We start from the raw sequence: 21,119 nt of genomic DNA on the forward strand, positions 1-21,119 counted from the left end.
GAATTTCCAGGCTATGGCTGGGAACGATAAAATAGCCTGGAAACTAGAAACTTTTTGCCTAAATTTGGTTAATTTCAATAAAGCATCAAGTAGATCGAAACAGTTACGTTTGATACTGAGACTTAATCTTAGCAAAGATTTAAGATATCGCAAGTTAGCAACAATCAAAGAGTTATAAAATTGAAGTGGTTTTTCAGTCGCAATCTAATATGAATCCAGATAGCCTCCGCACCTTGGGCGTTGCGCCAAATGCTTGGAAAGTTGATGCTAAAATTGCCGACATCACCCGATCGCCGATCGCGCCTCAACCTGTTACCCTAGAAACAGAAACGAAAACCCTGCGATTGGACTTAGCAAAAGCAGCGATGCTAGTGATAGATATGCAAAACGATTTCTGTCACCCCGACGGTTGGCTATCACACGTCGGCGTCGATGTAACACCTGCGCGCACTCCAATTAATCCTTTGCAAAATTTGCTGCCAAAATTGCGATCGCACGCAGTACCCATTATTTGGATAAACTGGGGAAACCGCCCCGATTTGCTCAATATTAGCGCAGCTTCGCGCCACGTTTACAATCCCACGGGCGAGGGCGTAGGTTTGGGAGATCCGCTACCCAAAAACGGCGCATCTGTTTTGATGGCGGGGAGTTGGGCGGCCGCGGTTGTTGATGAATTAGAACAGAAACCAGAGGATATTTGCATTGATAAATATCGCATGAGTGCCTTTTGGGATACTCCTTTAGATAGTATCCTACGGAACCTGGGAAGAACTACACTTTTCTTTGGCGGAGTCAACGCCGATCAATGTGTCATGGCTACCCTACAAGATGCTTGTTTTCTAAACTACGACTGCATTTTAGTCAAAGATTGTACAGCTACCACATCTCCAGAGTATTGCTGGCAGGCTACTCTTTATAACGTTAAACAATGTTTTGGGTTTTTGTCTGATTCTCAGGCTATGTTAGAAGCAATTAAATAACTAGGGAATTAGTCATTAGTCATTAGTTATTAGTCATTGGTTATTGGTCATTGGTCATTGGTCATTAGTCATTGGTCATTAGCAATAAACTGGGGAGGTTGAGCCACGGACTAATGACTCTGAATGCTCACTAATGACAGCAGAAACATAGGGTGCATCTCATTTTGGCAAGGGCGAAGCATTTCGGCACATAATTTATGAGTGAGAATCAGAGATTTACTGCCGAAATGCTTCGCCCCTACGAGTATATTTGCATTCATTGAGATGCACCCGAAACATATAGCAACCGTCCGAGACGGTTAGGAAGTTCTTAATTGCTAAAATCCTGGGTTCTGCTTCCCTCTTCTCTCTTCCCTCTTCCTTCTTCCTTCAGCTATAACAACTCACAACTAAGAATAAAAAAATGACAAACCAGTGCATGATTCCGGTGATGAAATCGCCTCAAGACTACCAAGCATTTCGCATCAGCCCGGGGGATACTAATAGATTAGCCATAGTTTTCGATCCGGCAACCGCGAATGCCTCATTAACTGTTTGCATCGAGATTTTCGATCCGGGCGGAAAAACTCCTCCCAACCGCCATCAATTTGCGGTAGAAATGTTTTTTGTACTCAAAGGAAGAGGGCAAGCGACTTGCGACGGCAAAACAGTTAGTATTAAACCTGGTGATAGTTTGTTAGTGCCTCCAACTGGCACTCACGTCATTGAAAATACGGGCAGCGAACGTCTTTACACTTTGTGCATTATGGTGCCGAACGAGGATTTTGTGGAACTAATTCGCAGCGGTACACCAGTCGAACTCGATGAGGAAGATATGAGGGTTCTCGGGCGGTCGGATGTACTCGTGCCGTGCTAGGTTTGTAGTGAGGACTTCAGTCCGCAAAATAAACAGCTAAACGCGCTAAGTTAGATCGTTCGGACTTCAGTATACCTCTTGCAAAAATAGCTAGGAACGGCCAATATGCCAGTTTCACAATTCAATGCGCCTGAGTTTGAGTGCCGCTTGTTTTCCAGCTTATGACGTGAATCCGGGAACTGGCGCGCCTTCGGGTGCAGCGCGGTTAATTGATGCTAAAATTATGACGCTGACAGTAAGTTGTGGCGGGAGTTGTCCTTCTCAGATTTTACTGCCAATTGGCGATCGCACTTAAAATCCATCAAACTATGAGCGTTATCTTTCACATCACCCGCAGCCAACAGTGGGAAGAAGCAAAACAAGTGCAATCCTATCGCGGAGATACGCTAGATACAGAAGGATTTATCCACTGTTCGACTCTGCCGCAAGTTTTGAAATCTGCCAATAAATTTTTTGTAGGACAAACAGGATTGCTGCTGCTGTGGATTGACTCGGAAAAAATAGAATCTGAACTTAAGTATGAATTTGCCGCCGGTGAGGATTACCCGCACATTTACGGGCCGCTAAATGTGGATGCTGTGTTGCAAGTTTTTGAGTTTGAACCCGGTGCCGATGGCAAGTTTGAATTGCCGGCAGAGTTAACAGCAACTATCAACGAACAAGCTTAGTATCCTGTGAAGATACTTCAACAAACATCACTTATTAGTCAAGGTGTTTGATGATATTACTTTGGTGGTTATCGAGCACATGAATGAAGAGATAGCATCTAAGGATCGCGAATTAAATAATTTACACATATTTGTGGGATGGGCGTCCCGCCCGTCCTTTCGTGACGGGCGGGACGCCCATCCCACAAGAACAATAAAAATTGTAAGTTATTTAATTCTCATTCCTAAGTATTGCCGATAAATCTTCTAATCTGCAAATTATTAAGCTATTAAAACAGCATGGTGCTAAAATTTGACCGAGGATATTTTTTCAATATGATGCTTTTCAAATTATTGCCGATCGCCCTGCTATTATTAAGCTCTGCCATCAGTGGCGGTGCACTAGCACAATCGGCGAAACCCAGCAGACAGATCATCGGGCCGGCGATTGATTGCGATCGCGACGGACAACAGGACGACATCCGCATGGATGATGATGGTGATGGTATACCCGATCGCTGTTTGCTAAATCAAATTAAGCCTGTCATGAATCGGGAAAATTACGATCTAGAATTGAAACAACTTCAGGCTCAACCCTGTCAAAAAGCCACAAAAACCGTCAAAAATATTAGCTACATCATGTGTTCTACCAATGGCGGTAAAACCATTGTCAGTGCATCGGAAGCCCTGGTGGAAGTGGGAGATGGAGTGGGATTTTGGCTAAAAGGCGATCGGGTAAGGGCGATCGTCTTTTTTGGTACGGGTGAAGTTGTTTTCTTCAACCGTGGAGTGTTGGAAGCACAGATGTCAGATAAAGAAGTGACAACTGTTTTTAATGCTGATGAACGGCAGCAGTTTGAGAGGCTAGAAAAGAACGGAGTGCAGAGGATTTTGCAAGTATTTGGGAAGTAGATCGGGTTTTTAACAGGGAGAGAGTTTTATGTTTGATGAGGTTGATTTACTTGTTTCTTCCTTTTGCCAGATGACAACCCTTAACTCATCAAACGACAATTTATAATATTTCGAGTCATAGTATATGCCGCAATACTTCGGAAAACTCCAAACTACCGAACAGCCTTGGTCAATTATTGGCTCTATACAATCGATCGACAAAACCGATCGCACAATTCACTTCAACTGTACCAACTCCTCTCTCAAAATCAGCATCCTCGCGCCGAATTTAATTCGAGTGCGAATGTCCCCGACAGGTGAATTTAAAGATAGATCGCACTCCGTAACTCTCCCCGACGAAGAATGGCAAATTGTACCTTTTGAAGTGCGAGAAACAGCGGAAAAAATCGAAATTGAAACAGCACAAATAACAATTTCTGTCAAGCGCGATCGCCCTGCCATCGAATGCTTTGACAAATCAGGAAAACCCTTTGCTAGCGACTGCGATCGCCCGATGGGATGGCGCACAGGTGCAACCGCCGCCTGGAAGCGCATCGAAACAGACGAACACTTCTACGGTTTCGGCCAACGCACCGGCTTCCTCGACAAACTCTCCGAAGTCAAGACAAACTGGACGATAGACTCCCTCGACTACAATTCGCAGACAGATGAAATGTACCAGGCGATCGCATTTTACATCGCCCTGAATCCCGATCGCGCTTACGGCATCTTTTTCAACACCACATTTTGGAGTCAATTCGACATCGGCGCGGAAACACCAGGGGTTTTGCGGATGGAAACCAGAGACACGGAACTCGACTACTACATCATTTACGGCCCGGAACCCGCCCAAATTCTCGCCACCTACACGCAGTTGACCGGCCGGATGCCGATTCCGCCAAAATGGGCGCTGGGATACCACCAGTGCCGCTGGAGCTACGAATCCGAGGACGTTGTGCGGGAGTTGGCGCGGGAATTTCGCGATCGCAGCATTCCCTGCGATGTCATCCACCTCGACATCGACTATATGCGCGGCTACCGCGTTTTTACTTGGAGCCCGAAGCGCTTCCCCGATCCGGCGAAACTGATCGCAGATTTGAAAGCAGCGGGCTTTAAAGTGGTGACGATTGTCGATCCCGGTGTCAAGTACGAACCGGAAGCAGATTATCCAATATTCGATCGCGGTGTGGAAAACGACTATTTCGTCCGCACCGCCGACGGAAAGCTTTTCCACGGTTACGTTTGGCCCGACAAAGCCGTGTTTCCCGACTTCATGCGCCCCGACGTGCGCCAGTGGTGGGGCGAATTGCACAAAAGCCTGACAGATATGGGCGTTGCGGGGATTTGGAACGACATGAACGAACCTGCGATCGCCGATCGACCTTTTGGCGATGGTGGCGAACACATTTGGTTTCCGCTGGATGCACCGCAGGGCCCGGAATTCGATCGCACAACTCACGCCGAAACCCACAATTTGTACGGGTTGATGATGGCGAAAGCTTGTGCGGAAGGGTTGCAAAAAGTCCGAGGGGGCGATCGATCTTTTGTGTTGACGCGATCGGGATTTGCGGGGGTGCAGCGCTACTCCTCCGTGTGGATGGGCGACAATCAATCGCAGTGGGAACACTTAGAAATGTCGCTACCAATGCTTTGCAACATGGGGCTTTCCGGCGTCGCCTTTGTCGGTTGCGACATCGGCGGCTTTGCGGGGAATGCAACGGCTGAATTGTTCGCGCGGTGGATGCAGATGGGGATGCTGTATCCGTTGATGCGCGGTCATTCGGCGATGACGACAGCGCAACATGAACCGTGGGTTTTTGGCGATCGCACTGAGCAGATTTGCCGCGAATACATCAATTTACGCTATCAGTTATTGCCGTACATTTACACGTTGTTTTGGGAAGCTGCGATCGCGGGAACACCGATTTTGCGACCGCTACTTTATCACTTTCCGCGCGATCGTACAACTTATCACCTTTACGATCAAGTATTGCTCGGCCCATCGCTGATGGCTGCACCCGTTTACCGACAGGGAGTTGAGCATCGCGCCGTGTATTTGCCGGAGGGGACTTGGTACGATTGGTGGACGGGCGAATGCTATCAGGGCCCGACGCACATTTTGGCTGATGCACCTGTGGAGAGAATGCCGTTGTACGCGCGCGGTGGGGGGATAATTGCGTTAGCGCCTGTGAGGCAATTTGTTGAGGAAAGGGCGATCGATTCATTGAAAATGCGAATTTGGCCCGGAACTGGTGAATGGACGCTTTATGAGGACGATGGACACAGTTTTGAGTACGAACAAGCTGTCTGGGCTACGACTAATTACAAGGTGTATTTGGAAGGGCGAAAAATGATAGTTGAAATTGCGGCGCGGGAGGGGGAATTTGCGATTTCGGAGCGCGAAATTACTGTCGAAGTTGTGGGGATTGGGGAACAGCAATTTACAGATGATGGCACGGTGCGGCGTTTGATATTTTAACTAATACGAGTGGGAAGTCCCGCACTCTATCCGTTTACAGGATGAGTGACGGGATGAAAACGAGCAGCAAAGAAATTGAGCGATAGCGAATCCATGATAGGATCGAACTAACCGGAGATGACAAGAGTAGCCGTGGTGGGCGAACTTTCCGTTGTATAAAGGCTAGACACCACCTATCAGTTTCTGACTGGTAGCCCCAATATCCCGCTAAGCCATAAAAGAGCTGATGGATGGGTGAAAAAATCAACAATTCTACTCCTTGGGACACAGGGAGTCTGCCGGAAAAGATAAGTAATTATCTTGCTAGTAAGTACCACATAAAATAAAGGTGAGTAAAACCTACGGAGGGAGGATAAGACCAGCTTAGAGATGGCTCGCGTCGAGGCTCTCCCGTTGAAAGAGGAAGCCTGCACTCTATTTGTTTACAAAATGAGTGCCGGGTATGTCACGCAAGGTTCTCAACCATATCCGCAGGGACACAGCACTGCTGTGTCCTCCTGTCTCAACCATATCCGTAGGGACACAGCACTGCTGTATCCTCGTATTGCGATCGAGTTGGCCTGTCCTGGCAATCTTATTATACTAAAAAGACTTTTGCTATAATAAGATTCCGCGACCGCCGTCTTATTTCACTGGAATAACATAAGATAACAAGACCTCAACCTTTGTCCCTCCGTCACCCAATGATGCGATCTGGTCGATACGTCCAACAAACTGAAGGATACAGCGCCTTCATTCCAGCGCCCCTCCCTCCCGAACCGCCCATTAAAATGGACGCAGAGCTTCATCGCTTGCTCTCCAATGCCGATCGGGCTTTAGGAAGACTAGACGGTGCTACCTCTATTTTGCCCAACCCTGACCTATTCGTAGCGATGTACGTCCGTCAGGAAGCCGTTCTTAGTTCGCAAATTGAAGGAACGCAAAGCACCCTAGAGGACGTACTTCAATATGAAATTGATGTCAAAGGTCAAGAACGCTTTAAAGATGTGCAAGAGGTTGTTAACTACGTTAACGCCATGAACTACGGTTTAAAGCGGCTTCAAGAATTTCCACTTTGTCTGCGCTTGCTGCGAGAAATTCATACAGAATTACTCAAAGACGTGCGAGGAAGCGATCGCACACCGGGAGAATTTCGGAAAAGTCAAAATTGGATTGGCCCTCAAGGTTGTAACCTGGGTACTGCGGCCTATGTACCTCCAACAGTTGCAGAAATGCACCAATCTCTCGACAACCTAGAGAGATTTTTGCACGATACCAATTCTTTACCTGTACTGATTCATTGCGGATTAGCTCACGCTCAATTTGAAACAATACACCCATTTTTAGATGGAAATGGACGGATTGGACGATTGCTAATTACTTTTCTGCTTTGTCAGCAAGGAATCCTACAAAAGCCTTTACTATACCTCAGTCATTATCTAAAGTTTCACAGAATAGAGTATTACGATCGCCTGATGGCAATTCGCACTCATGGAGATTGGGAAGGATGGTTAAAGTTTTTTCTTCAAGGTATTTTTGAAGTCAGCCAGTCAGCAACAACTACAGCCCGTTCTATTCTGGAAATGCGCGAAAATCACCGCGAAATAATCGGTCAGCAAATTTCCAGTAGCAGTTATGGTTTGCGCTTGCTAGATATACTTTTCCAGCACCCAATCGTCAATATTCGTTTAGTAGAAAACGAATTGCAATGTAGTTACGCAACAGCTAGGAAAATAGTCGATAAATTTGTAGAAATTGCTTTGCTTGATGAAGTCACAGGTTGGCAACGCAACAGACTTTATCGTTACAAACCCTATCTGGATCTTTTTGAAAGCAGCTACTCACTAATCAATCCTGACAATTCTGATTCTCACTAAAACGCTAGTAAAAATTAACTCTATGATTAAGTATTTCTTGATTAGGTTAAAATAATGATTATCTCCCATATAGTTCTGCAAAATTGGCGCAATTTTCAGTCAGTGAATGTTGAGTTGCGCGATCGCGTTTTTCTGGTAGGCCCGAATGCCTGTGGTAAGTCAAACTTTCTCGATTCATTGCGCTTTTTGCGGGATCTGGCCAAAGCAGGAGGCGGATTGCAGAAAGCCGTGAGCGATCGAGGCGGCGTCTCAAAAATTCGCAGTCTTTATGCACGTCGATATCCCGATGTAGAAATAGAAATTCACCTTTCAGAATCTAATTCCGAACAGCCATTATGGAGGTATGGGCTGGGAATTAAACAGAAAAAAGGTGGGAAAAATGAGCCGATTGTTGCCTACGAGCGAGTTTGGAAGGGCGATCGGCAAATTATCGATCGCCCTACTCAAGAAGATGAGAACGATGAGCTACGTCTCACCCAGACTTATTTAGAGCAAATTAATGCTAATGCAGAATTTAGAGAAATTGCTAAATTTTTAGAATCGATTTTATATTTACATTTAATTCCTCAGTTAGTTCGTCATCCCGAAGCTTTTGCTACTCCTGGACTTTCCGAAGATCCTTTTGGTAGAACTTTTTTAGAGCGAGTTGCTAAAACTCCCGAAAAAACCCGAAAATCACGATTAAAAAAAATTGAAGATGCTTTAAAGTTAGCTGTACCACAATTGAAAAACCTCACAGATACCAAAGATGTGATGGGAGTTCCGCATTTAGAAGCTGTTTACGAACATTGGCGGCCCGGAGCGGGGAAACAACGGGAAGACCAATTTTCTGACGGAACGTTACGGTTAATTGGTTTGCTTTGGTCGCTGTTAGAAACTGATTCATTATTGTTACTAGAAGAACCAGAACTCTCCTTAAATTCGGCGATTGTTAGCAATCTACCGTCTCTGATTTATCGCCTTCAGCGTCCGAGAAAGCGACAGGTTATTCTCAGTACCCATAGTGCCGATTTGCTCTCAGACAAAGGCATTGGCGGCGAAGAGGTGCTGCTAATGACACCGACTGCTGAAGGAACTCAAGTAAAACTTGCCTCTAGTAACGAACAAATAACAATGCTATTAGAAGGAGGTTTAAGTATAGCTGATGCTGCACTTCCTCTCACAGCACCGCCCGCCATCGAACAACTCAGTTTATTCAAATGACGGATATTCCCATCAATTTAGTGTTTGAGGATGTACTGAGTGAAGCAGTTCTTAAAGAAATGCTTAAACAGTCTCAACGTCGATTTTCAGTGGGAAATTGCTTGAACCAGAGAGGATATGGCAAAATCAAAAAGATTCTTCCTGGATTAAATCATGCGGCGAAGGGAATGCCATACTTAGTATTAACTGATTTGGATAATGCAGACTGTCCGCTAGTAATTCTTTCCGAGTGGCTAACTCAACCAAAACATCCTAATCTGCTGTTTCGGATTGCGGTTAAAGAAGTGGAAGCGTGGTTACTTGCACATCGGGAGGGATTTGCCGAATTTCTGGGTATTTCAGTAGACTTAATTCCTGGCGATGTGGATCGAATTTCCGATCCCAAACAGCTTTTAATCACTCTGGCTAAAAAGTCAAGGAAGCGAAATCTGCGGGAGGGGATTGTCCCCGATCGTAATAGTACCGCAAAAATTGGTAAAGACTATAACGGTCAACTCATCCAGTTTGTCAATCAAAGTTGGCAGGTTGCATCAGCACAGACTAATTCCCCCAGTTTACAACGAGCTATGAATGCACTCATAAATTTTCAACCAACCTGGGAAAATTGAGAAAAAAAAAGAGAAATTATGCGCTCGCCAACGACAATTAATCAACCGATCATCTATAATATAACGGGAGGGGATGAGTAGACCCGACACCTAGCCACAAACTATGCAACCCATCCAAATTACCACATTCCAAGCTTTGCGGCGCAGCCTAAGCCTGATAATCAAAGCCGCACCGATCGAACTCCGCAATTTAATCATACTCAACATCATCCGCGGTGCCGCCCCATCTGGCGTGCTTGTTTTAGATAAACTAATCATTGATGAAGTATCTCGGTTGCTGTCACGAACCCAAACGGCACAACCTTTAGCTTTGATGCTTTCCCACCCAATCTTGCTGTGGAGTATTGTCGGAGTCTTAACTCTCAAGTTAGTCAGCGATTCAATCGAAACCATGAGTTCTTTTGCAGCAACATCTTTGCGCGATCGCGTGCAAGGCGGAGTTGAAGGACAAGTCCTCGAAAAAGTCGCCAATTTTGACGATATCGCCCTGTTTGAAAACCCCGAACTATTAAACATATTAGAACTTGCCAAAACCGGAGTTAAACAAGTACAGCAACTAGCCTTCACCATCAGCATGACAATCACGGGAATTTGTATCTTCATTCCCTCGATCGGCCTGGCTGCATCAATAGCTTGGTGGGTTCCTGTGGTGATGGTGGTGTCATCACTTCCCTCAATTCACATTGAAAGAAAATATCTCAAACTTATCTGGAGAGTTCAAAAAAAGCAAGCTAAAATCACTCGCGAGATGAACTTATCCGCTACGGTATTGACAGGGGAAGAATATGCTAAAGAATTGCGTTTGTTTGGGTTGCAGGAACTTTGGCTCAAACGCTGGAATGGTCAGTATTTGCAGTTTTTTAGCGAGATGCAGCAAGTGCGAAAAAAAGGAGCGATTGTTGTACTTTTGTGGTCGATATTTAGTAGAATAGGTGTAGCCTTGCCATTTGTTTATGTGGTGATGGGAGCTTTGGGAGGGCGCTACACTTTGGGAGATTTGGCGCTGTATTCTGGTTTGATTGTCCAAGTAGAGACGAGTTTGCAATTACTGATTGGTAATTACACTAATTTGTACGATATTTCCCTCGGCGTCAGTCCGATTTTTCAACTTTTGGATCTCAAACCCGAGTTGCAGTCTCCGCTGGTGAATGTGGCATCTCGCTTGCCTAGTTTAGAAGATTACGGGCAAGATGCCCGTGCCACAAATCAAGTATCAGATCACGGGCAAGATGCCCGTGCCACAAAAGATAAAATTGGTATCGAGATTAAGGATTTATCTTTTTGCTATCCCGGTAGCACTAAAAGCACGATCGCAAATATCGACTTAACCATTAATCCGGGTGAAATGCTAGTGCTTGTCGGGGAAAATGGCGCGGGTAAGACGACTCTTGGCAAACTCCTCGGTCGCCTGTACGACCCGACAAGTGGTACGATCGCCTGGAATGGCAAAGATTTGCGATCGTACCCTCTAGCATACGTGCGATCGCGCATCGCCGTTGTCATGCAAGATTACGCCCGTTTCCCCTCCACAGTGCGCGAAAACGTCGGTTTTGGCGACTTGCTTTCACTGTCGGATGACACCGCAATTAACGAAGCTATTTCCGAAGCAGGAATTAGCGCAAAAGTCAATAGTCTTTCCGCAGGTTTAGAGACACCGTTGGGGAAACAATTAGAAGACGGCATAGACTTATCGGGGGGACAGTGGCAAAGAATTGCGATCGCCCGCGCCTTAATGCGGCTTGATACAGCCGAAGTCCTAATTTTTGACGAACCAACCGCCGCCCTCGACCCCAAGACAGAACACGAAATTTACAGCATCTTCCGCCAAATCGCCGCCGGGAAAACCACGATTGTCATCAGCCACAGGTTGGGATTGGCCAAAATTGCCGATCGCATCGCCGTGATGGAAAATGGTAAAATAGTCGAAATCGGAACTCACGACGAATTGATAGAATTGGGCGAAATATACCATTCAATGTTTACCCGTCAAGCTAGCAGCTATATTTAGATATTGGTTATTGGTTGCTTGTTATTAGTTATTGGTTATTTTGTATATCAAATCGGGTGACATCCGAATTATGTAGTGCTGTCCCCGCTCGCTATTGGGGTAGCGAGCGGGGACAGCACTGACTATTCCGATGCAACCAGAAACGATATTATTGTTATTTTTTGCCTGCTACGAATAACCAATAACCAATAACTAATCACCAACTGTCAACTGCCAACTGCCAACTGCCAACTGCCAACTGACTATCTCCCAGTCAGCGTATCCGCATAAGGATCGGGCAAAGCTTGCTGCACCTCCAACACCGACAAAGAATCTCCACTTACAGGTTGGCTAATTGACTTTTTTTTTAGTCCGTCTCCCCGCATATCGCGCTCTTGCAACTTCACCAATTCCTCCTGATAAACAGCAACAATTCGCCCCAAACTGATTACCAAATCATCCCAATTCTCATCTCCGACCAACTTCTCAGAAATCCCCTCAAACAACTCTCCAGCCTGCCGTTTTTGCACGTAAGCCTTCAACAGCTTTCCCGACTTTTGCAAAACCGCCTGATAAATCTCTCCATCCGACCACCACAGCCCCTGTTGACTCAGCAGCCAAGTCAAAATATACTCCCGAGCGTGTTGCTCCTTCACCCAGGCTGCCAGATACTGCAAATCTTCCATAATTACAACAGTCTCCTAAATTTTCCTCAAAATGTCCGCTTATCTGTATCTATCGTTACTGCGATCGAATTAATATCCGTCTCATTATCCCTCACCGCTCTCTTTAATATCGCTAATATCGCTTAAATCTTAAAAAAACCCTAGTGATTCACCAAACATCAATTTTTTGAATATAAAAATACACTTAAACTGACATCTTGCATCATGCTCGCTTAACAGGCTTTCCGGCCTGTTCCACAAAGAGTAAATTCCCTCTCAGGTCTAAAGACTCTGAGTTTCCCACTTACCGAGTATTTTTATGGCAAAGCAAAATTTTGGTTTAATCGGTCTAGCAGTTATGGGCGAAAACCTAGCCCTCAACGTCGAAAGCAGAGGCTTCTCCGTAGCGGTATACAACCGCACAGCAGCCAAAACCGACGAATTCATGGCAAAACGGGCCCAGGGCAAAAACATTGTAGCCACCAAGACTCTGGCGGAATTCGTCGAAGCTCTAGAACGTCCTCGAAGAATCTTAGTCATGGTACAAGCTGGCAAAGCCGTAGATGCGGTAATTGACCAGCTCAAACCCATGCTAGACCCCAATGACATGATTATTGACGGCGGCAACTCCCTCTACGATGACACCGAACGTCGCACCAAAGATTTAGAAGCTGCCGGACTGGGATTTGTCGGCATGGGCATTAGCGGCGGCGAAGAAGGCGCACTGAATGGCGCTAGCATGATGCCCGGTGGCACGCTGGCAGCCTACAAGGAATTAGAGCCAATTCTCGTCAAAATAGCGGCTCAAGTAGATGACGGCCCCTGCGTCACATTCATCGGCCCTGGCGGTGCCGGTCACTATGTGAAAATGGTGCACAACGGTATTGAGTACGGGGATATGCAGCTCATTGCTGAAGCCTACGATTTGCTAAAAAACGTCGGTGGACTCAGCGGCCAGGAGTTGCAGGAAGTTTTTGCCGAATGGAATACAACTGACGAACTCAACTCGTTTTTGATTGAAATTACGGCTAATATTTTCAAATACATTGACCCGGAAACTAAGCAACCCTTAGTTGAGGTAATTATGGATGCTGCCGGTCAAAAAGGTACTGGTCGCTGGACTGTAATGAGTGCTTTGGAATTGGGCGTGAGCATTCCCACAATTATCGCTGCTGTGAATGCCAGAATCATGTCTTCTTACAAAGCAGAGCGCGTCAAAGCTTCGGAACAACTGACGGGGCCTACCACCAAGTACGAAGGCGATCCTAAAGAGTTTGTGAACAAAGTTCGGGATGCTCTTTACTGCTCGAAAATTTGCTCCTACGCCCAAGGTATGGCGCTGTTGAGCGCGGCCTCAAAGTCGTATAATTATGACTTGAGTTTGAGCGAAATTTCCCGCATTTGGAAGGGCGGCTGTATCATTCGGGCTGGATTTTTGGACAAGATTAAAAAAGCTTTCAAGGACGATCCCGCACTGCCGAATTTGCTGTTAGCGCCAGAGTTTAAACAGAGCATTCTCGATCGCCAATCAGCTTGGCGCGAAGTGTTATCTACGGCTAGCCTGCTGGGTATCGCTGTACCGGCCTTCAGCGCGTCCCTGGACTATTTCGACAGCTATCGGCGCGATCGACTCCCGCAAAACCTGACGCAAGCTCAGCGCGATTATTTCGGGGCTCACACCTACGAGCGCACCGACAAACCGCGCGGTGAATTCTTCCACTCAGAGTGGACTCAGGCTGCTAAAGAGTCGCTGCAAACTGGTACTGCTGATTAATTAGTTTTTGTAGGGTGCGTTTCGGCGCACCTTACTAATTAATCTGGGGTTGCAAATTGTTTTGACGTTTGTTTTTGAGATAGCTTTTAATATATTCGTCGTTAAAGAGCGATCGGGCGATCGTGAGTGCTTTTTGTCTTTCTGCGTCTGTCATGTAATCATCGCCTTTTAAACCTGATGGCGGGTGTCGGGGATCGCCGCCTGCATCCAGGAATCGCTGACGGACGTTAGCGAAGCCCTCGAAGAGGATCGCCATTAATTCTCCCAATCTCCGGTCTTGTTCTCGAATGATATCATGCGATTTCGTCATAGTCTTCAACCTCGTCTATACGAACAACTCGCCACTTTGTATTATAAACTATAGATATCTCTTTAAAGTAAGTGTAATTTTATGAAACCTTTTCTAGTAAGAGCCGCTGCCATTATCGGTGATATTGCAGCATTGGTATTTGATACAATTAAAGAAGAAGAATCAAAAAAACTTTTATCAGACAGCGGTATTCTCGAAGTGGATGCAATGACTGGCAAAGAGTTTGAAAAATTTCTAGCTGTCCATTTTAGAAACTGTGGTTATAGCGTCACTTTAACTCAAGACAGTCAAGATTATGGAGCAGATTTGATTTTGTACAAAGACGGATCGAAAACAGTAGTTCAAGCAAAAAGAAGCAAAAATCCAGTTGGGATTAAAGCAGTTCAAGAAGTAGCAGGAGCCGTCAGACATTACAACGGAAATAAAGGCAGAGTCATCACCAACAACAGATTTACAGAAAATGCTTGCAAACTTGCCAAATCTAACGACGTAGAGTTATGGGATAGAAAAAAACTCATCGAATTCATCCTGACAGCTAAGAATTATCAATAAATCATGATAGAAATTTCCAACACAGTATTTATTGCCGATCGCGAAATTGAGATTAGCGCCATTCGCTCCCAAGGCGCGGGCGGACAAAATGTAAATAAGGTGGCGAGTGCTATTCACCTGCGCTTTGATATCCCAGCTTCTTCATTACCCGATCGCTACAAAGAGCGTTTATTGCAACTCAACGATGGGCGAATCACCTCCGAAGGTGTGATTATCATCAAAGCACAGGAGCACCGCAGCCAGGAACAAAACCGCGAGGAGGCTTTGAGGCGGCTGCAAGAATTGATCAAAAGTGCGATCGTCATCCCGAAAAGGCGCAAACCCAGCAAAGCGACTCGTAGTTCCCAGCGCAAGCGTCTTGACAGCAAAACCAAGCGAGGGCAGATTAAGGCTCTGAGAGGGAAAATTACCGATTAAGGGATCAAAGGGCTCCCAGGTACGTAGTTGCGCTTCAGCGCTCTTTTTGGGATATCGGAAAGAGCGCTGAAGCGCAACTACGTACCTAAGAATTAACCCCTGCGCGTTATTTGTCCGATCGCCCTCGCGATCTACTGGATAAGTCATCGGGAATTTTAGTTACGTCTAATCCTAAAAGCTCAAACATAGTTTTTAGAGAAACTTGGTATAGGTTAGCCAGTGCAGCCACGTTTTCAACAGTTGGCATAGACTTTCCTGATTCCCAGTCAGCTTGCATCCGCTCAGAAACGCCGATATGTTGTTTGACTTGAGGGCGGGTTAGCCCAGCTTGTTCTCTGAGAAGCCTTAATGGAGACTTTTCCTTTTCTTGCGAATTTTCTTCCCTAATACATGAAGCTTGTTTCAATGATTCTGGCTTCTTGACCTCCGTCGAAAGATGAAGTACACTTAATGCTTGTAGGTCATCGGGAATTTTGGCTACGTCTAATCCCATACATCTAGCAAGTGTTTTTAGAGGTACGCCTAGCTCCCGCGCCAGAGCAATGACGCGATCGAAGCGAGGAATGGCTTCTCCTCGTTCCCAATCACCAATAATGCGAATTCCTACCCCCATTCGACGACTAAGTTCGGGTTGGGTCAAATTTGCACTTTCTCTCAGGTTTTTCAAGGTTATCGTTTCTCGGTCTTCAGCTTCCATTAACTATAGCAATTAATTGCTAGCAAAATAGTGCTTGACAAAGTTGGTATCTGGCACTAAACTGCTAGTAGATAGGCAAAACAAAGGCGGCCTGGCAAGCCTCCTTCGATCAAAATGCAGGTTTGAATAACCGCCTCACTTGTAGTGTCTATCAATTATGCACCTGCATAACCCTTAGTATTTTTGGGGCTTGAGTGCATACCTCAAGCTCCTTTCCCTGAACTCCGAGGAGGTGATGCGATGTCAATCGTCGATCGACCTACAACACAGCCCAACTCAAAATTGTACCAAAGATTCCGACCATGACTTCCCTGTGCTTGTTAGTTGTCCGATCGTGAGGGCGATTTTACCAAAGGGATATCGTCAGGAATGTTGGAGATATCGATGCGTAGCAATCTAGCGACGGTTTTGGGCGAAAGCTTTAACTCCCTGCATAGGGCGAAAAAATTATCCGCCCGTGGCATTTTCCGACAATTAACCCAGGAATTCACTGTATTTAGAGAAACTCCTAGGTTTCGGGCTAGTTGTTCCTGCGTAGCTTCAGCCAATTGGATAGCTTCTTGAATAGTTTCTGGTTTGAGATAGTCTATATCTTGATTCATTTAAACTAAAGTTATACAACTTTAGTTGACAAATTAGAATTGTCCAACTAAAGTTGTAAGTGACGGACATGGCAGAAGGTGGTCGGCGAGCCTTCAAGTTCAAAACGTGCAGGTTTTAATAACCGCCTTGCTTGTGCTGTCTATCAATTGTGCTGGCATACAAGAGCCTATTTTTGGGGTTTGAGTGCATACTTTAAGCCCCTTTCTCTGAACTCCGAGGAGGTGGTGCCATGTAAAAGGTCGATCGACCTTACAACACAGCCCAACTCAAAATTGTACCAAAAATCCCGACCAAAACTTCGCTCTGTTGGTTAGCTGTCCCTCGGCGGCACGTAATCATCAACAAGTCCTGACACATCTAGCCCGATCGAGTGACAGAACTGTTTCAAGCTAATATTTAGGGCTGTACAAATGGCTATTGCAGTATCAACTCTGGGTTTTTGTTTTCTTTTTTCTATGGAATACAAAGTATCTTCAGAAACTTTCCCCGTCAGTTGCAGGCTAAGCTCACGGCGACTAAAGCCCCTGTATTCTCTAATTTCCGCAAGGCTCATTTCGTATAAATCCCGTACTTCTTGATTCATTATGCAGAATGTTTCGTAGTTTACCCTTGACAAAGACAGGAAGCCTGACTAAACTACGAATAAAGGCATAGCAAGCAGCCGGCAAGCCTGAAAGCACAACCCAACTCAAAATTGTATCTGTTGGTTTAATTTAATTGCTAATTCGGCCCAAAGCTCTCTGGAAGTTCATCTATTTTTTCTATTTTTAGTTCTCGGCAAATAGCTTTCAACTGAAAGAGAGAAAATTTTGGTTCTGTGGCTCCAGATATCCATCTATGATATGTGGCCCGCGGAATCCCGCATCTAAAAGCAAACTCATCTTGTGATAAGTCTGTTTTGTTGATTCTTAGGGCTTCCAATGGTGAATTGCCCTCCTGTCTTCGTTCTTTTCTTGATGACATTGTAACATAAAATCTCAAATTGAGATGTCATACTTGACAAAATTAAATCGACATCTCATAATGAGACAAAAGCGACATAACACAAGTCGGTCGGTCAGGCCGAACAGTCCAAACGTCCAAGTTTGAATAGCCGCCTTGAGGTGATGCGATGTAAAAGGTCGATCGACCTTACAACACAGCCCAACTCAAAATTGTACCAAAAATCCCGACCAAAAATTCCACTTTGCGATCGCCCAACTTCCGTGCTATCGTTCCCTTTCTCGACCCCTTCCCGATCATGACCACATCTACCGACAACTTCTACCTAGGCGATATCGCCTCCAACTTTCACTTCGCAGGCCCGCTGCTAGACTTTGAAGAAGAAATCCAGAATCAATCGCCCTTTCACGATTTAGAGTATCTGACAGGCGAAATAAAAAGAGGATTCCTCGACTACGTGCGACAAGGGATCATGCTGGACGCGATCCGAAAACTGCGCTTGTACAAAGACAAGTTCAAAACTTTCAAAATTTACTGCGAACAAGCCTTAGGCAGACAGTATTTTTATTGCACGCAAATTATCAAATCTGCGGCAATTTGCCTGCGCTTAATAAAAGCCGGATTTGAGATTTTGCCTAGCTGCGTCGCTCAAGTTGTCCCCTTGTTCAAACACGCAGTCACAGATCAATACGGCGACTGTGCTTTACAGGAAAAGTGGCAAGAAGTTGTGGATGTCATCCCCAAAGAAAGGATTACAGCAATAACGATAGCCGAAACAGTTGACAACAATCCCAACCTCAGGTTAAAACAAATTCGGATTAAAACCGACACCTACGCCCTGTTGACCAAAAAAGCAGCCGCTGCGGGAATGTCAATTTCGGAATTTTTGGGGCGGCTGGTTGACGAATACAACCCCAGAATTGTAGAGCAGCCGGCGGAACACACTCCCGAACAAGAGGAGATTTTAGACCAATTGGACGCGGAGTTTAAGAAGCCCGCAGCGGAACAGATTTCAAATTCTGCTCCAGCCAAAGTTAAATCTAAAGGTTTTGGAGTAAAAAATGAGCCAAAAGGTGGTAAAAGGGAGGTGAAGGCGAAAAGTTCGGAAGGTAAAGTAAAAGCGAAAAGCTCTCCAAGTGAAAATAAGCTGAAAAATAAGCAAACAGAAATTCCAGTCGAGAAACTATCCAATTTATTTCAGGAACAAAATAATGAAGTCATCTGCCCAAAACCCAATCATGCGTCAACTGAAGCTGATGGAGGCTCAATTGACCCAGATTCAGTGCCAACTGATTAAAGCCACTGTGTTGAATTGGTGGCAAATCGTTTTGCCTGACGGACAGAAGATTGCGATCGAGCACGCGGGCGGCGGACACTGGATTTTTCGGGCTAACGGCCTTGAAAAATCGCATCCTGAAGTGCGGCTAGCGGTGTTAAGGGCGATCGCCGAAGGCTGTCGTCGATAAGCTACGATTAAGGACACGGCGCTGTGTCGTGTCCCTACTGGGTTATGGGAGTTGTCATGATTTGCGGATGTTGGGGCGATACCTTCGGTCTGCTTCGCTTACGACATTAGTATCGAGATTGGTTAAAAGTGCGATCGGAATGTCCCAACTGTGGGGCGAAGTTTAAGATTCCCGCGTTGTGGGCGGATGGCTGGTGTCAAGGAGGTTTTGTGAGGTTTAAAAAGATGGCGGAGTATCAGAAATATTGCTGATTCCTTGAGACAATAAAGTTCTGTATGCTTGCTGAGGATGAGTTGGTTCATCAGGATATTTGAGTTCTAGTAATTTTTCTGACAACATTGGATTAATAAAATGAGTCCTAATTGTTTCAGAACTGCGATTCAATAGTTCAGCTAATCTTTTGACAGTTAAATATCTTTCCGAGCAAAGTTTCAGAATCGTGTTTCTCATCAACTCTGGACTTGCCCGTTGCTTTTCTCGAACCGGAGCAGCTATTTCTAGTAAAAAGAAATTTTCATCATTATGCACGGAGCTTGACTCATTATGCACGGAGCTTGACTCATTATGCACGGAGCTTGACTCGTTATGCACGGAGCTTGGCTCATTATGCACGGAGCTTGGAATCAAGGAAAGTAAATCAGGTTGACTTTTATTTGGTAGAGCGTACTGAGTTCCGCGACCACGACCAGAGCGCTCTAACCAACCATTATTTACGAATTGCTTGAGACATTCCCCTATATCTCTGGGATGTTCTCGACTATAACACTGAATGTCAGCATTGCTAATTTCTCCTGATTGATGTGCCAGTATCAAAATAATCCGCTCTAATTCGGTCAATTCGCAATAGTCATCTCCCACAATTTCCCTTAACTCTGTTTCGACATTTTCGGGAATCATGCTCACCATTGGTAAAGCAACCAAAGTCATCTCTAACTCTAATTTCTCTGATACCAAAGGAAACCATTGCTGCTCTATCCATGCGCGGATCATCTTTCTAAAGCCCGATCCTGCTTTTTCTCCTAAGCCAAGCATTTGAAACATTTTTTGCAAATTAGGATTGCGAGGATCGCTAACGCCGCCTTCGTAAAGCTGCTGAATAGAAATTCTCAGACGACCCGGATTGGAAAACGAAAAACCATTTTTATACTTGGTAATTTTTAAAGGGCGAGTAGATTGATAATCGGCATGAATAAGAGTATTGACCAAAGCCTCTCGCAATGCTTCATGGACATGAGTTTCGCCACGACGTATGGCATCTTTGTCGAGTTGGAAAGGAACTTCTAAATCATTAACTACACGAGTATAAACACGATAGTAAAAATTAAACAAGTTAGGTTCCCACTTGCCGTCAAGTGTTAGTCTGTAAGTCCATCGTGTTTCTGGATCGTCAGAAAGTTGCTCCTGATAATCAAGTTGGTAGTGAGACAGTGCATCTAAAATACTACGTTCGCGACCAAACATGAGCAAACCAGCAATAGTTAACCCTTCTTGACCCGTGCTGCGATCGCGACTCCATCCCCCTAACTGACGCAACAAATCCGAATCATGTAATGCCAGCCAAGGATGATCTGGTTCTCTAGAGCTAAACCGTTGACGAAAGGATTTTAATGTTTCTGTATCGATATCACTAAGGTCGAAACCTTCTAAAATTTGGATATCTTGAGGTGCATCACTGGCATCGCGCAACATTTGACGGATTTCAGCATCAGTGCAACGATAATCCCCTTCATAATTGCGTTTATATGTGCCTGTTAAAGGATTATTGTTAATATAAACTGGTCGCTGTGTCCGAGTCGCTCTTGGCACTTTAATAATGACTAACTTATTAGTTTCAATCTCTAGTTGTTCTAGATCGGAGTTAAAACAGATAGGAGTGCTGAGTTTTTGCAGATTGTTATGATTGTTCCAAAATTCTTTTAATAGTACACTGGGGTTACGGACACCTGAAATCTCGAACCCATTTCGATTTTCCGTGACACCTAGAACAATATAACCACCATCTGTATTGGCAAATGCTGATACTGTTTCCCAACTACTTTTGGGAAAACCACCGTCAGCAGACTTAAATTCAATGTCTTGGTCTTCTCCAAGGTTTATGCGATCGAGTAATGTTTCTAAATCCATTTCCTTATCTCTGAAGCAGGGTGAGTAAACTCCAGTTCTTTCTCATAAAGGCGTTTGAGCGC

22 protein-coding genes are annotated in these 21,119 nt (G+C 45.2%); 15 read left to right on the forward strand and 7 right to left on the reverse strand.

Annotated features, from left to right (window positions below):
• Positions 1-209: 209 nt before the first annotated feature.
• From JGK11_RS05885 to JGK11_RS05930, 10 genes are all read left to right on the forward strand, one after another.
• On the forward strand, positions 210-980 hold the full coding sequence (locus JGK11_RS05885; protein WP_293205528.1) for an isochorismatase family cysteine hydrolase: 771 nt from the start codon (positions 210-212) through the stop codon (positions 978-980).
• Between the two features lie 403 nt (positions 981-1,383).
• Complete coding sequence (locus JGK11_RS05890) at positions 1,384-1,836, forward strand: cupin domain-containing protein (RefSeq protein ID WP_293146325.1); 453 nt, start codon at positions 1,384-1,386, stop codon at positions 1,834-1,836.
• A gap of 124 nt (positions 1,837-1,960) precedes the next feature.
• The gene (locus JGK11_RS05895) at positions 1,961-2,131 is read left to right on the forward strand and encodes a hypothetical protein (RefSeq protein WP_293192069.1); all 171 of its coding nucleotides are present in this window, start codon (positions 1,961-1,963) and stop codon (positions 2,129-2,131) included.
• Positions 2,132-2,144: 13 nt separating this feature from the next.
• On the forward strand, positions 2,145-2,504 hold the full coding sequence (locus JGK11_RS05900) for a DUF952 domain-containing protein (protein ID WP_293176898.1): 360 nt from the start codon (positions 2,145-2,147) through the stop codon (positions 2,502-2,504).
• 315 nt (positions 2,505-2,819) lie between these two features.
• A complete protein-coding gene (locus JGK11_RS05905) occupies positions 2,820-3,395 on the forward strand; it encodes a hypothetical protein (RefSeq protein WP_293192071.1) in 576 nt (191 codons plus the stop codon).
• Positions 3,396-3,519: 124 nt separating this feature from the next.
• Positions 3,520-5,853 carry a glycoside hydrolase family 31 protein gene (locus JGK11_RS05910; protein WP_293210951.1) on the forward strand — a complete coding sequence of 778 codons (2,334 nt, stop codon included), beginning with the start codon at positions 3,520-3,522 and terminating at the stop codon, positions 5,851-5,853.
• A 683-nt stretch (positions 5,854-6,536) separates the two neighbouring features.
• Positions 6,537-7,709 carry a Fic family protein gene (locus JGK11_RS05915; RefSeq protein WP_293176892.1) on the forward strand — a complete coding sequence of 391 codons (1,173 nt, stop codon included), beginning with the start codon at positions 6,537-6,539 and terminating at the stop codon, positions 7,707-7,709.
• Between the two features lie 54 nt (positions 7,710-7,763).
• On the forward strand, positions 7,764-8,912 hold the full coding sequence (locus JGK11_RS05920) for an ATP-binding protein (protein ID WP_293192077.1): 1,149 nt from the start codon (positions 7,764-7,766) through the stop codon (positions 8,910-8,912).
• Positions 8,909-9,520: a hypothetical protein gene (locus tag JGK11_RS05925; protein ID WP_293210953.1), complete on the forward strand. Its 612-nt coding sequence runs from the start codon at positions 8,909-8,911 to the stop codon at positions 9,518-9,520. Before JGK11_RS05920 ends, JGK11_RS05925 begins: the two co-directional genes overlap by 4 nt.
• A gap of 103 nt (positions 9,521-9,623) precedes the next feature.
• Entirely contained in the window at positions 9,624-11,528 is a 1,905-nt protein-coding gene (locus tag JGK11_RS05930; protein ID WP_293210955.1) for an ABC transporter ATP-binding protein, read from the forward strand.
• Between the two features lie 242 nt (positions 11,529-11,770).
• On the opposite strand, the gene JGK11_RS05935 is transcribed toward JGK11_RS05930, so the two are convergent.
• Positions 11,771-12,193: a hypothetical protein gene (locus JGK11_RS05935; RefSeq protein WP_293176884.1), complete on the reverse strand. Its 423-nt coding sequence runs from the start codon at positions 12,191-12,193 to the stop codon at positions 11,771-11,773.
• A gap of 298 nt (positions 12,194-12,491) precedes the next feature.
• Between JGK11_RS05935 and gnd the strand changes: the two genes are divergently transcribed.
• Positions 12,492-13,946, forward strand: coding sequence for a decarboxylating NADP(+)-dependent phosphogluconate dehydrogenase (gnd, locus tag JGK11_RS05940; RefSeq protein ID WP_293176882.1), 1,455 nt, complete (start codon positions 12,492-12,494; stop codon positions 13,944-13,946).
• A 34-nt stretch (positions 13,947-13,980) separates the two neighbouring features.
• Here the strand turns inward: gnd and JGK11_RS05945 are convergent, their stop codons facing one another.
• Positions 13,981-14,256: a hypothetical protein gene (locus JGK11_RS05945; RefSeq protein WP_293210957.1), complete on the reverse strand. Its 276-nt coding sequence runs from the start codon at positions 14,254-14,256 to the stop codon at positions 13,981-13,983.
• A gap of 81 nt (positions 14,257-14,337) precedes the next feature.
• Here JGK11_RS05945 and JGK11_RS05950 point away from each other — a divergent pair, with 81 nt between their 5' ends.
• Positions 14,338-14,808 carry a restriction endonuclease gene (locus JGK11_RS05950; RefSeq protein WP_293176878.1) on the forward strand — a complete coding sequence of 157 codons (471 nt, stop codon included), beginning with the start codon at positions 14,338-14,340 and terminating at the stop codon, positions 14,806-14,808.
• 3 nt (positions 14,809-14,811) lie between these two features.
• A complete protein-coding gene (gene arfB, locus JGK11_RS05955) occupies positions 14,812-15,225 on the forward strand; it encodes an alternative ribosome rescue aminoacyl-tRNA hydrolase ArfB (RefSeq protein ID WP_293176876.1) in 414 nt (137 codons plus the stop codon).
• A gap of 106 nt (positions 15,226-15,331) precedes the next feature.
• Here the strand turns inward: arfB and JGK11_RS05960 are convergent, their stop codons facing one another.
• From JGK11_RS05960 to JGK11_RS05975, 4 genes are all read right to left on the reverse strand, one after another.
• The gene (locus JGK11_RS05960; RefSeq protein WP_293210959.1) at positions 15,332-15,922 is read right to left on the reverse strand and encodes a helix-turn-helix domain-containing protein; all 591 of its coding nucleotides are present in this window, start codon (positions 15,920-15,922) and stop codon (positions 15,332-15,334) included.
• A 320-nt stretch (positions 15,923-16,242) separates the two neighbouring features.
• Complete coding sequence (locus JGK11_RS05965) at positions 16,243-16,524, reverse strand: helix-turn-helix transcriptional regulator (RefSeq protein ID WP_293176872.1); 282 nt, start codon at positions 16,522-16,524, stop codon at positions 16,243-16,245.
• 311 nt (positions 16,525-16,835) lie between these two features.
• Entirely contained in the window at positions 16,836-17,108 is a 273-nt protein-coding gene (locus tag JGK11_RS05970) for a helix-turn-helix transcriptional regulator (protein ID WP_293176870.1), read from the reverse strand.
• 137 nt (positions 17,109-17,245) lie between these two features.
• Entirely contained in the window at positions 17,246-17,488 is a 243-nt protein-coding gene (locus JGK11_RS05975) for a helix-turn-helix transcriptional regulator (protein WP_293176868.1), read from the reverse strand.
• Between the two features lie 277 nt (positions 17,489-17,765).
• On the opposite strand from JGK11_RS05975, the gene JGK11_RS05980 reads away from it, so the two are divergent.
• Together JGK11_RS05980 and JGK11_RS05985 are read left to right on the forward strand one after the other, a co-directional pair.
• A complete protein-coding gene (locus JGK11_RS05980) occupies positions 17,766-18,764 on the forward strand; it encodes a hypothetical protein (RefSeq protein WP_293176864.1) in 999 nt (332 codons plus the stop codon).
• Entirely contained in the window at positions 18,736-18,933 is a 198-nt protein-coding gene (locus JGK11_RS05985) for a hypothetical protein (RefSeq protein ID WP_293176862.1), read from the forward strand. The genes JGK11_RS05980 and JGK11_RS05985 overlap by 29 nt, the downstream gene beginning before the upstream one ends.
• 216 nt (positions 18,934-19,149) lie before the next feature.
• On the opposite strand, the gene JGK11_RS05990 is transcribed toward JGK11_RS05985, so the two are convergent.
• Positions 19,150-21,057, reverse strand: a complete 1,908-nt coding sequence (locus JGK11_RS05990) for an RNA-binding domain-containing protein (protein WP_293210961.1) — start codon at positions 21,055-21,057, stop codon at positions 19,150-19,152.
• Positions 21,058-21,119 lie beyond the last annotated feature (62 nt).

The organism is Microcoleus sp. PH2017_34_RAT_O_A (genome assembly GCF_020737885.1).
In the GTDB taxonomy this organism is placed as follows: Bacteria; Cyanobacteriota; Cyanobacteriia; order Cyanobacteriales; family Microcoleaceae; genus Microcoleus.